The sequence below is a fragment of the Niallia sp. WK069_GA_01 genome, from assembly GCF_983173855.1.
This window is the reverse complement of record NZ_OZ470138.1, coordinates 1,261,058-1,274,235: the sequence shown is the minus strand read 5'-3', so window position 1 is coordinate 1,274,235 and position 13,178 is coordinate 1,261,058. Positions and strand designations below refer to the sequence as shown.

The following is a 13,178-nucleotide window of genomic DNA, read 5'->3' as shown; positions in this document are numbered from 1 at the left end:
GCTATACAATTTTTATCATATGGAAAAAAACTTCATTAATACTATCGTAGTCGCTTTCTTATTTTAATACTTTACGAATTAACCTTTCCTTCTTTTTTGTGTAAGGTGGAAACAAAAATGGCATATTCCATTTATCATTTTTTTTATAAACACTCCTTTTATGTGAAAAAGTCAAGAAACTATAAATGCCATGATACATTCCCATTCCTGAACTTCCTACCCCACCAAAAGGCAAATTCGGATTAGCAGCATGTGTGATCGTATCATTAATACATACTCCACCAGAAGAAATATTCCCTAAAATATTTTGCTCTATTTCTCTATTTGTTGTAAATATATATAAGGCAAGAGGCTTTGAAAGTTTCTTGACAGACTGAATGGCAGCATCTAAATCAACGTATGTAATGATAGGAAGAATTGGTCCGAATATTTCCTCTGCCATTGAAGGAGAATTCCATGTGGCATTCAATAAAGTTGGTTCTATATAGCGTGTCTTCCTATTGCTTTTCCCACCAGCAATGATTTTCTTTTGCTCTTGCTCCATCATTTGTTGTAAACGTTTAAAATGTTGGTCATTCACTATTCTGCCAAAATCTTTACTGCTTTCAATAGTTGTTCCATAAAATGCTTGCAAAGCTTTTTTCATTTCTTGAACTAATTGTTCTTTTATTGATTCGTGAACAACAAGATAATCTGGAGCAATACATGTTTGCCCGGCATTTACTGTTTTCCCCCAAATAATACGCTGAGCAGCAAGGGGAATATTAGCATGTTCATCAACAAATACTGGGCTTTTTCCTCCTAATTCCAAGGTAACAGGTATAAGTTTTTTGGCGGCTGCTTCCATGACACGTTTTCCAATAGATACACTTCCTGTAAAGAAGATATAATCAAAAGAACCATGAATTAAAGCTATATTAATTGCAGCTCCGCCCTCAACAGAACGAATATAGTGCTTATCAAAAGTGGATTGAATCATTTTTGTCAAAACAGCAGAAACGGTAGGAACCAGTTCAGAATGCTTTACTACCACACAGTTTCCAGCAGCAATTGCCCCAATTAATGGCTCCATCACTAGCTGAAAAGGATAATTAAATGGACCAATAATTAAAACGGTTCCAAATGGTTCATACTGTAGATAGCTTTTCGATGGAAACAAAGCAACTGGACTTTTTACTTTTTTTCGTTTCGCCCATTTCTTTACATTTTTTATTGCATGCCTGATGCTTCTTAATACAAAGCCCACTTCATAGGTATAGGATTCAAAAGCATGTTTTCCTAAATCCTTTTGAAGTGCGTTGACTATTTCTTGTTCATACTGCTCTATTCCTGCTTTTAATTTTTTTAATTGAAGGATTCGAAAATCTACGGACAGCGTTTGTGTCTTTTCAAAAAATTGTTGATGTTCACTAATCAGCTGTTCTACATCAATCGGATTTGTTTCTATATTCGGCATTCTCTTTTCTCCACGCTTTCTGTTTTTCTTTGTATATTCAAAAGTACCAAAAATAATAAAAAAACAAAAGCGTTATCTTGTCTTTCCTTTCATCCTGCTGAAATTCTATTCTCTTTCTATTCTTTGAATTCCTATCTTTGATGTTGATACGTTTCGTTATAGCTATTCTGAAAAAGTGGCTTTGGGCCCTCTCGAATAAGTCCGCAGGTCACATACACTTCGCTTTCCTGCGGAGTCTCGGCTTTCTCGCATTCCCACGGGAGTCTTCGTGTATTCTGACTGCTCCCTACTTATAAAACTTATGAAAATTGCTTCTTTTCATGGGTTATGGAATATATTTTGTTTGCATGAGTGTCTATTGAAAAAAGCCTGGATGCACTATAAAAAATAGTTCATTCAGGCTTTATCTGCTTTTGCTTATTTTACAATCCGCTGTGTAATATATTTAATACTGTTTTTAATTCTGCTACGGGAATTTGTCCTGGAGCTGATGCTTTTTTGGCTGCTGCAAATGTTAATGCGGATCCAAATAGTTCTCCTGCCATTCGACTAACTGCACCTTTCCCAGCCATTGACATCGTTATTATTGGTCTATCTGCATATTGTTCTTTCATCGTGTTTGTTGCATCTAAAACGGTAATAACATCGGCAATACTATTTGGCATTAATGCAATTTTCGGTAAATCTGCTCCTAATTCTTGTGCTTTCTTGAGACGTGCAATTATTTCTTCTTTCGGAGGAGTTTTGGCAAAATCGTGGTTAGAAATAATAACAGCTACCTTATGCTTATGGGCATGTTCTACAAGCTCTCTTACATCTTCTTCTTTATTAAATAGCTCTACATCAATAATGTCTGTTAAAGCTGTTTCACTGACTGCTTTATTTAATGCAAGGTATGCTGAAGCATTTATTTCTTTTTCTCCTCCTTCTTTTGCGCTTCTGAAAGTAAAGATTAATGGAGTGTTTCCTATTATATTTCGAATTTCTTGTAATGTTGCTTTTACGCTGTCTATATTTTCTACTTCTTCATAGAAATCTACTCGCCACTCGATTACATCTAGTGGAAGTGTTTTAAGAAAGGCTGCTTCTTCTTTTAATAGGTTGGCAGTTTTTCCAATCATTGATACACATATTTTTGGAGTACCTTCCCCAATGTTCACTTCTCTAACTTTTACTATATTCTCCATATTCCTCACTCCTGTTTCGTTCATAATCTACTTTTTTAATGCTACCTTGAAAAGAGGCGCTCTCGATAAGTCCGCAGTCAGAATACACTTCGCTTTCCATGGGGCGGGCGGCGAGCCTCCTCGCTGCGGGGTCTCGGCTTTCTCGCATTCCCGCGGGAGTCTTCGTGTATGCTGGCTGCTCCCTGCTTATAAATTTAAGAAAACTGCTTCTTTTCATGTGCTATGATGCGAATTTGGTTGCATAGGTGTCTACTCTGAAAAGAGCTGCTCTCTGTTTCGAATGTTATAAAAAGCTATCTTTATACTTATTGTGTTATTGGATTTCCAGTTATTTCGGTTGTTTTTATTGGACGAATAACTTTACGATAACGAATATTTACAACTACTGCAAGAATAACTCCAACTAATGTAATCATTGCATCAAAGAAAATAATATTGCTGATACTTGTTTTGGACATAATTCCTGTTATAACAGGGATGGAAAATGTTGCTAAGCTTGATGCTGTATACACAATCCCTGTGATTTTCCCTTTGCTGGTTGGAAATAATTCAGACATAGTTGCCAATGCTAATTGTAATACACCACCTGCTGCTGAGAATCCAATTACTGTGCCGGCAATGATGCAAACCGTTGGAGTTGGAAATGCCCATAAAATTAATAAAGCAATAAAGGATATAAGTGGATATATCAATACAAAAGTTACAGGCTTGATTAAGCTTTTTACTAAATAAGATGTAATAAAAACAGCTATAAGTGATCCAATACTATAATAGCTAATAAGTGTTAAAGATGCCGTTTTTGTCATCTCTCCCACTTCTCTTCCGTAAGTTGGCAGCCAAACAGATATTAAATAAAAAGTTGCTGTTGCTGTATATCCAATGATAATTAAGCATAATCCTTCTATCCAGAACTTTGGCTTCCCAACAAACTTATTTACCGCAGCCTCTTCCCCAGCGGCTTCCGGCTTTTGCGTATGATCAGGAAAAGGAAGTTTTATTAACAATAATCCATTTAAAATGAAAATAACAATACAGAAAATAAAAGAATAGCCAAAATATAAATCATTGCTTATAAGAAACCCAATAATAAATGGAATCGTAAATTGTCCTGCTGAAATAAATGCTTTAATAATAACACTTGCAGTTCCTGCCGTTTTAGGGAAAGATTCCATTAATGCTGGATATGTTCCAGAATCAAGGGAAGAATTTGCAATACCTGCAAGTAAAGCAAAGATAAATGCCGCCGTTACATTTGTACTAAATAAGATTCCTAGGAAAAATAATGAATAAATCCCCATGCCAATAAGAACAAATGGTTTTCTTCCAAATTTATCAGATAAAACACCTGTTGCAAAAAGAACGAGAAGCCTCCCTATTCCCAAAGCTGAAATAACGTAAGACACACCAGCAGTATCTGTATGAAGCTGCTTTGTCAAAAAATCCATGTTTTGAGCTAAAATAATAGCTCCCATACCGTGTATGAAATAGTTCATATATAAGGCGATTGCTGTTGGCATATATTGATTCTTTCGCATCTTTCATTCTCCTTTTTGTTGTCTATAGGGGGCTGGTATGAGCCTGCTTTTATGAGAGTTAAAAAAACTTGATGCTCTGTTGTTAGTCTCTTCTTCCATAGAAATGTTCATCATTTCCCGCTCGCTACCTACCCTTTTTAGATTTGTTTCTGCTTTTTTTATTTCAATTAGTGGAGACGAGAAACAAGTCTCCACTTGAGTTTCTTATATGAACATCCTCACCTTGTTCAAACATTCACATACTAACCTAAGAAAAATTAAAATAATAATTCCTTCACATGTCCAACAGGCATTTCTTCTCCAGTCCATAGTTCGAAGGCTTTTGCTCCTTGCCATAACATCATGCCTAAACCATTAATGATCCGGCATCCTTGTGCTTCAGCCATTTCTAATAATTTGGTTTTCTCTGGCATATAGACTACATCTGAAACGATTAAATCTGGACGAAGCATACTTGGATCTGTAATAACAGACTGTCCTTCTAATGGTTTCATTCCAACTGAAGTTCCATTTGTAAAAATAACACTATCAGCAATTTCATTTCGCAGTGCTTCTGTATGATCCAAATCAAATAATGACGCTTTACAATCTGTTTTGCTATTAATCTCTTGAACCGTTTTTTCAGCTCTGCTATAGTTTTCATCTTTTCTATTAAAAATCGAAATTTCTTTTACTCCATCAAGTGCTGCTTGAATACAAATTGCTGTCGCTGCTCCACCAGCACCTGCAATCGTCATTTTTTTACCGATGATATCAATTCCAGCTTCTTTAAGTGCTCTCATATAGCCAGTTCCATCTGTAATATGACCAGTTAATACTCCATCATCATTTACAATCGTATTTACAGCTCCAATCATTTCAGCTGCTGGTGATAACTTATCTAAATAGTTACACACAAGGGTTTTATTCGGCATTGTTACATTGGATCCTCTCACATTTAATGCACGATATCCTTCAATAACTTTTGGGAGCTGTTCATTGTTTACATCAAATGCTAAGTAAACATAATCTAATCCTAGTTTAGCAAATGCTTCATTATGCATTTTTGGGGATTTGCTGTGTGAAATAGGTGTTCCTAGTAAACCAATTAACTTCGTTTTTCCAGTAATACGTTCTGCCATGTTTCTCTTCCTCTCCATAGTTAAAAATTTATATAATTCTTCCCATAACTAGCGTTTTTTTTATCCAGTTACTGAAGATTATTAATAAGATAAGCAATCATTTCTATCTGTTAGGTATAGGGAAGAAGCTGTTTCCCCATTTGAGTGGTACGGGAGAAGAAAAACTAATTAATGTAAGCAACCCTTTTTCTTCTCCTTACAAAAATCTTTTATCTAGCTCCAATTTTTTCAAAGGTTGTCAATATATTTCTGCCTTCTCTCATGCCATCCATAATTTTTCTAGTAGACCAGCTATCTCCTATATTTACAACCTCTACATTTGTATTTAAATAATGTTCTTGCAGCTTACTTAGCCCTGGATTTTCTGGTTTCATTCCAAGACATACAAATCCATAATCAAAATCGATAGAAGATTCTTCGCCATTATATTTCACTTTAAAGTGATTACTTGCAACCTCTGTTAAAGCGGTATTCACATGAATATCGACGTTTCTTTCTTTTAACATCGTCATCATAGAAATTTTCGTAATCAGATCCAAGTCTTTTCCTAATTCCGGCTGCATTTCAATAATAGAAACAGTTGCTCCTCTTTCGGCAAAGAATTCAACTACATCCAATCCAACAGCCCCTCCGCCAATAACCGCAATTTTTTTCCCCTCAAACTCAGTGAATTCATTTATTCTATTTAATAATCCAAAAATAGAATAAACATTTTCTCCCTCTTTATCAATATGATTTAATAGACCAGGGATTGGCGGCAACAATGGTTTTGAACCAGTTGCATTTATCACAACATCTGGATTTAATGTATCAATTGCTGCTATATCTGCTTTCTTATTTTTAAATGTTACTAGATTGTTTAACCCTTCACTTCTTCTTACTAAATAATTGGGAAGATCTTGTATTCTTTTTTTCTCAGGAAGTCTTGAAATTTCTCTTGCTAGTCCCCCAAAATAATCCTTTTGTTCAAATAGATAAGTAGCACATCCAACCTCAGCAGCGGTGCATGCGGCTTCTAATCCAGCCGTACCTCCACCAACAACCACCACATTAACCGGTCGATTGACTTTTTTATTTTTATATTCCTCATTATGAATAATATCTGGGTTTACAGTACATCTGATTGGTCTGTTTAAAGCGATTCTATGTCCTGCACATCCAATATTACAAGAGATGCATTTTCTGATTTGATCGATGTTTCCTTTTGACAGTTTCTCTACATAGAATGGATCAGCAATCATTTGTCTACCCATTCCAATAAAGTCCGCTTCCCCATTTTCCAAAATTTTATCTGCTACTTTTGGATCGCGAATATTACCTGTTGTTATAGTTGGTTTATTAAATTTCTCTTTTACCGCTTTCGCCATATAAGATCTCCAACCATCTGCCAAACTCATTTGATCAATTTGAAACTGTAAAGTAGGATTTAATGCTGCAGATACATTTAAAATATCTACTCCATCATGCAAGTACTCTAGAATTTCCAATATATCTTCAAGTTTGTTTCCGCCTTCCACAAAGTCCTCTGCACTAAACCGCAAAGAAATCGGGAATAATGGACCAACTTCTTGACGAATTCGATCAATAACTAATCTTGCAAACCTAGCTCTGTTTTCATAACTTCCACCAAATTCATCTGTCCGTTTGTTATATATTGGCGATAAAAACTGACACAATAGATAGGAATGTCCCGCATGAATTTCAATAACATCAAAACCAGCCATTGCAACTCTTTTTGCTGCTTTACCGTACTCATCAACTATTTTGTAAATTTCCTCTTTATCTAATGGCCTTGGTATCGCTCCACCAACTTTAGATGGAATATTAGATGCAGAAACTGGCTGCCCTCCAATTCTTTCAGGAACTGCTGAAGCTCCTGCATGGTTTATTTGGACTGCTACTGCAGCACCGTGTTGATGCAATCTTTCTGTCAGTTTATACATACCAGGAATAAATCGATCATGATCTATACGAATTTGCGTTGTTCCATTTGCACCTAATGGAAAGGAAACACAGGCATTTTCCACAATGATTAATCCTGTTCCCCCTTTTGCTCTTTGCTCATAATACTTTATATGATCTTCATTAAATTCCCCACTTGGCTCCGCATAATTCGTTCCCATAGGCGGCATAACAATACGATTTTTAATCGTTAAACGATTAATTGTAATTGGTTTAAAGATATGTTGATATTTTTCCATTTTCTAATCCTCCCACTTCAAAGGCTGACTTTTTTATTTGTGAATAATTGAGCAATATTATGCTCAATTATTCACAAATTCAATTAAAAATATGTTAAACTTTGAACAAAGACTACTAATAACTTTTACAAAATTTATTATATTAGATAAAAACTTATAAATCTAATGCATTTTCTTCTTTTTATTTATAGTTTTTTTCTATGAATCATCCCTTTTCTCCACAAAAAAAACAAATAAACACTTAATAGAAAGGAATATGTACCGATGAATTTACGACATCTTCACTATTTTCGGGTTTTAGCAAAATTTGAGCATTATACACAAGCAGCTGCCAAGTTATCGATTACACAACCTAGTTTAAGCCATGCTATTTCAGAATTGGAAAAGGAGCTTGAAACCTATTTATTCGAAAAACAAGGAAGAAATATCCGTTTAACAAAATACGGAAAGTTCTTTCTAGAATATGTTAATCTTGCTTTAGATCAGTTGGAGCTTGGAGAGAAAAAATTAAAACAACTTACTAGTCCATCACATGGGCATATTGATCTTGCTTTTATTTATACATTAGGTGCAAATTTTGTTCCAAATTTATTAAAAGAATTTTCTTCTAAAGAAAACTTTGAAAACTTGTCTTTTAAATTACATCAAAGCACAACAAATGAAATCATTTCGACGATAAAAGAACAAAAAATTGATTTAGCTTTCTGTTCCTATATCGAAAATGAACCAGATATAGAGTTTGTTCCACTAGTAGAGCAGGAGTTGGTTCTCGTTGTTTCAGAGGATCATCCACTTGCTTCCCTTGACCACATTGATTTAAAAGATACAGAAGAATATCCCTATATTTTCTTTAGTGAGGCGAGCGGAATTCGGCCAATCATTGACAATATGTTTAAAAAAATCAATATTGCCCCACATGTTGTTTGTGAAGTAGAAGAAGATCATGCGATGGCTGGATTAGTTTCCATTAATTACGGTATTGCCATTATGCCAAAACTAAACGCGCTACAGCATTATAAACTGAAAGTTATTTCGATTAAGGAGCCTTTACTGCAGCGCTTTATTTATGTTGCTAGTTTAAAGAATCACTATTTATCACCAGCGACACTGCAATTTCGCAGCTTTGCCATTAATTATTGCAATGAATACTATTTAAAATATAAAAAACTCATCTAATTTTCATGCTTTTTTTCCCAAAAATAGGATTTATCTAGTACACCGAACATAAGATTTATTACCATAAATACAAAAAAAGCAACTCGATTTATCAAGCTGCTTTTTTTTATTTATCTTTAGTTCTTACAATACTTCTTGTTTTCTTAAACCCTTTAATGACTTCATTTTCTTTCTTCCGAATACTTTATCATATCTAAACAAAACAAATACAGCTAATCCAATTCCAACAAGATTAATAATAATCGCAAATATAAATACAGACTTCATGTTAGCGTTTCTTTGAATTAATCCCGTTAAAAAAGGGATGACAGTATATGCAATGGAAGTAGCTGTATAAACAAACCCAGTAATTTCTCCCTTTCTACCACTAAAAAATTCACTCATTACCGTTAATGCCAATTGTAAAACCCCTGAAATAGAGAAGCCAATCATAAAAGCACAAATAATAGCAAGAATTGGTGATTGTACTAATAACAAGGCTGTTAATGAAATCACCGATATAATTGGATATACTAAAATAATTGTTACAGGTTTGACAAAACGATGCAAAATAACAACTAATATGCCAACAGATAATAACGAGCCGAAGCTATAATAGCTGATTAATTTAAGAGCATCTGTTTTCGTAAACAGGAGAACCTGCTCCCCATAAGTAGGCAGCCAAATCTGAACAATATATAACAAGGCGGGTCCAGTAAAACCAATTAATATAAGCGCAATTCCTTCTTGCCAAAATTTCGGCTGTCCTTCATCAACAACATCTTCTTTCTCTTCTTTCTTTTTCTTCTCTTTTTTTTGATACGTATTTTTCGGAAAATGATTATTCATGATAAAAATAGTATTAAGAAGAAAAATTCCAGCAGGTATAAAAAAAGAAACACCATAAAAAATTCCATGATTCATATTAAAAATAGTATTAAGAAGAAAAATTCCAGCAGGTATAAAAAAAGAAACACCATAAAAAATTCCATGATTCATATTAAAAATGATTAGATATGGCAAAAGTATGGCACCAATTGAAATAACCCCACGTACTAAAACGGTTGCTGCTCCCGCAGATTTTGGAAATATTTCCATTAAAGCTGGATATGTTCCAGAATCTAAACAAGAGTTAGCTACTCCAGCTAATACAGCAAATGTAATTGCCCAAGCAAAATTTGGACTAAGTGGTATTCCAATTAAAAAGATGGACATCATGATTCCAGCAATCACTATAAATATTTTTCTGTTAAACTTATCCGATAGAACACCTGAAATATATAAAGTACATAATCTTCCGAAACCAACAGCTGAAATAAGAAAACTAATTCCCGCATTATCTGTATGAAAATGTTCTGTTAAAAAAGACATATTAGATGCTAGCATAATATTAACCATTCCATACAGAAAATAGTTAATATACAAACCCGTTGAGGTTGTTACATATTTATTTTTTTCCAAATCACTAACCACCTTCAAAATCCTATCTCTACTTGTTACACCTCATTCTAAAAATTACAGAAAACTCCTTTCGTTTAATTTGTGAATGTTTTCACATAAATGATTACAATAAAACAATCCTCTATTCACTTTTATTTCTTCAGCTGAATACTCCCATCATAATGAGGTAAAATTGTTTTATCAATGAATTTCGCATAATGTCACGAATTGTTCAAATTTATTATCTAATCAAAACGGCAAAAATATCATCAAATAATACGAAAAGCGCAAGCGCCTTGAATAACTCTGAAGAAAAATGTTCACATGACTCATTTACTTTTAGAGGCATGGAGCAATACTCACTAGAGTTAGGCGCTTGCGCTAGATAGATTTCACATTTCAAAAATTTTATACGTTCTTACCTTTTAAAAAAAGACTACTTTTCTTCTTGTTTTTTCTCCCTCCACTATACATAGAAATCCACTTCCCATAAGGCTTACAAGGCAATACAAATAACAACTTCGATTAGACGGAATGCCTGCAGGATTTTGTAGAAAAAAAAAGAAGACAGTGCTAAGCAAATTTTTCTTCCTGTAATTTTCTTCTCTAAGAACAATCATATTTGCATATTTGAGGGAGATACTAACTAAAGTCTTTATTACTTTTTAAAAAGACATCCTTCATCATAGTGTCTTTTCCCCTGGTTAAGAAAGTGGTTCATTCAATTCCCATGCCCATTTTAATGATTCCACAATATAATCTGCCACTTCCTCAATTTCTTTACTATCTGTCAACACTTTTGAATGATGATCAGCGTATGCTTCTTTTCTTTTATTAAATAATTCCTCTATATCTTCCATTGACTTTCCTTGTAAAACTGGTCTGCTATCGATAATAAGGTTGATTCTTTCTTTCCAAGAATCCCAAGATAAATCTAAATGAATCACGATACAATTTTCCAAACAGACTTTTTTTATCTCTTCCTGTAAAAAAGAACCTCCACCTAAGGAAATAATATGAAGTTTTTTATTTTCACAAAGATCTATAATAACTTCTTTTTCTTTTTCTCTAAATGTTTTTTCACCAAATTTATGAAAAATTTCAGGGACAGGCATGTTATACTCGTTCTCTATTACCTGATCCACATCAAGAAAATCACGATACAATTTCTTCGCAACAGTTTTTCCAATTGTTGTCTTACCTACTCCCATAAAACCAATAAAAATAATATTCTTCTCTTTTAATGGAATACTGCGTTTATTCACGTTAAAGCCCCCTAATTCTGACAAGTAAACAATAAATTTCTCCAATAATCAATTTTTTTCTTCTTACATTATACGTCATCTACTTCTTATATCCTAGAAGATTATTTCCTCCATGCAAAAGTCCTAATTTATCGTCCTCCGCTTATTTGTTAACAAGTAAACATCAAGAAAAGAACTATTTTTTTATGGAATACAATCCCTGTTTATCCTCTTCAATTTACGGTACTAATACTAGTTTTTTTTACTTAATATCTCTTTATATATGAAAATCAACATTAAAATGGGCGACTTGTTTTTTATTGTGGGGGTTGCTTTCCACTACGGGTTGCTTCGCTTTCCGCGGGGTTATGCTTGAGCCTCCTCGGTGTTGCCTTGCGGGGTCTCAGCCTTCCCACATTTCCCGCAGGAGTCTTCGCACCCTCCGTTACAAGCAACCTGTTTTAGAATAAGTTCTTGTCTTCGAATTTCATGACAAGGTATGATGACTAAATACTAGTAGCGCGTTGATTTTTTATGTTTATTATTCAACGTTGTTCTCCCAAAATGTGCACTTTTAGTCTATTTCTATAAGATGGATGTTTTCACCAGTTCAACGACAGCAACTATTGAATCAAAACGGCTTGATTGGAGTGTAAGGTGCGAGACTCCTGTGGAATTAGCGGGTTAGATGAGACCTAAGCAGGCGCTTGCGCCGAGGAGGCTCATCGCACGCCCCACGGAAAGCGAGCATCCTGAAACGAGAATCTTGCCCATATTTATACGAAATCATGTTTGCAAAAAAAACACGAATTAATCATCCTTTTCTAATTACTCTAAACCAAGTTATGCTAATACATGAAACATGAAGAGGAATGTATAACTGCGAAGTTTGAGTTAAGTATAAAAACTAGGTTGTTCCATTGCGCTACAAACACTCGTTTTCCACGGGAGTCGAGTGTCTTCCGCTCCATTTCACTTCGTTTTTTAAATGCTATTTTCTAAAACCTAATTCTTTTACCAAAAAAAATGAAATGGATTGGAAAATGGAGCAGCCTACACGTAGACTCCTGTGGGATTAGCGAGATAGCTGAGGTCCTGCAGTCCAGGGTCGAAGCGGCTAAAGCCGAGCCCCATGAAAAGCGAAGTGTATGCAGGCTGCGGGTAATTACCACAAACCTTCTTTTTACATGAATAAAAAACCCAAACCATAATACGAAATATTTTTTACATCTTCGTATCATTGTTCGGGTTTATCTTCGGCTGGTATACTAATGTCCCAGCTTCTTTTCTCATAATCCTAATCGATTTATCCTTAAATCTCTAATTTCTTTTTGACTAATCAAGTCTCTGTTTTTAGAAAAAAGCGTCTAACGAATCCAACAACTAATCCTAACCCTAATATTATTAGAACTATATAGCCGTTAGATACTTTTCCTTGAAGTAGAAGAAATAGCAATACCGAGATTACTAGAACCATGAATAGTAAAATAACATCAATTCTCTTCATGAAATCATCTCCATTTATCAGTTTGATCCTTTACTTCCGTTGGAATATATCTAACTGTATTCGATATGAAAGTCTTATTAATTCTTAGTTCAATACCATAATCCATATTCGTACCTAAATAACCAGCTACTGTCGAAACGCCAATAAAGGGTTCTGCACAAGGTACATATGAAAAAGCTGGTTTTTCAGTTTCATTAGGTACAGAAGGAACATGGTATGCTCGTAAAGATAGAAGTGCAAAATTTACATATTTGATTTATTAACCAAATATGTAAATATATATATTAAATGTAAATAATCCTTACCCTATCTTAACACAATTATTGTTATTA

9 protein-coding genes are annotated in these 13,178 nt (G+C 34.2%); 1 reads left to right on the top strand and 8 read right to left on the bottom strand.

Annotation, left to right across the window (positions count from 1 at the left end):
* Nucleotides 1-58: 58 nt before the first annotated feature.
* The 5 genes from AC5LWL_RS06080 to AC5LWL_RS06060 form a co-directional block, all read right to left on the bottom strand.
* A complete protein-coding gene (locus AC5LWL_RS06080; protein ID WP_493433486.1) occupies nucleotides 59-1,456 on the bottom strand; it encodes an aldehyde dehydrogenase in 1,398 nt (465 codons plus the stop codon).
* Nucleotides 1,457-1,878: 422 nt separating this feature from the next.
* Nucleotides 1,879-2,643 carry a type I 3-dehydroquinate dehydratase gene (aroD, locus tag AC5LWL_RS06075; RefSeq protein WP_493433485.1) on the bottom strand — a complete coding sequence of 255 codons (765 nt, stop codon included), beginning with the start codon at nucleotides 2,641-2,643 and terminating at the stop codon, nucleotides 1,879-1,881.
* Between the two features lie 305 nt (nucleotides 2,644-2,948).
* A complete protein-coding gene (locus tag AC5LWL_RS06070) occupies nucleotides 2,949-4,178 on the bottom strand; it encodes an MFS transporter (protein ID WP_493433484.1) in 1,230 nt (409 codons plus the stop codon).
* 257 nt (nucleotides 4,179-4,435) lie between these two features.
* Nucleotides 4,436-5,299 carry a shikimate dehydrogenase gene (locus AC5LWL_RS06065; protein WP_493433483.1) on the bottom strand — a complete coding sequence of 288 codons (864 nt, stop codon included), beginning with the start codon at nucleotides 5,297-5,299 and terminating at the stop codon, nucleotides 4,436-4,438.
* A 209-nt stretch (nucleotides 5,300-5,508) separates the two neighbouring features.
* Nucleotides 5,509-7,500 carry an oxidoreductase gene (locus tag AC5LWL_RS06060; protein WP_493433482.1) on the bottom strand — a complete coding sequence of 664 codons (1,992 nt, stop codon included), beginning with the start codon at nucleotides 7,498-7,500 and terminating at the stop codon, nucleotides 5,509-5,511.
* A gap of 264 nt (nucleotides 7,501-7,764) precedes the next feature.
* Here AC5LWL_RS06060 and AC5LWL_RS06055 point away from each other — a divergent pair, with 264 nt between their 5' ends.
* Complete coding sequence (locus tag AC5LWL_RS06055; protein WP_493433481.1) at nucleotides 7,765-8,676, top strand: LysR family transcriptional regulator; 912 nt, start codon at nucleotides 7,765-7,767, stop codon at nucleotides 8,674-8,676.
* 123 nt (nucleotides 8,677-8,799) lie between these two features.
* On the opposite strand, the gene AC5LWL_RS06050 is transcribed toward AC5LWL_RS06055, so the two are convergent.
* From AC5LWL_RS06050 to AC5LWL_RS06040, 3 genes are all read right to left on the bottom strand, one after another.
* Complete coding sequence (locus AC5LWL_RS06050; protein ID WP_493433480.1) at nucleotides 8,800-10,116, bottom strand: MFS transporter; 1,317 nt, start codon at nucleotides 10,114-10,116, stop codon at nucleotides 8,800-8,802.
* A gap of 683 nt (nucleotides 10,117-10,799) precedes the next feature.
* Nucleotides 10,800-11,306 carry a shikimate kinase gene (locus AC5LWL_RS06045; RefSeq protein ID WP_493436550.1) on the bottom strand — a complete coding sequence of 169 codons (507 nt, stop codon included), beginning with the start codon at nucleotides 11,304-11,306 and terminating at the stop codon, nucleotides 10,800-10,802.
* 1,372 nt (nucleotides 11,307-12,678) lie between these two features.
* Nucleotides 12,679-12,846 (bottom strand): hypothetical protein, encoded by a 168-nt coding sequence (locus tag AC5LWL_RS06040; RefSeq protein ID WP_493433479.1) that lies wholly within the window; start codon nucleotides 12,844-12,846, stop codon nucleotides 12,679-12,681.
* Between the last annotated feature and the right edge of the window lie 332 nt (nucleotides 12,847-13,178).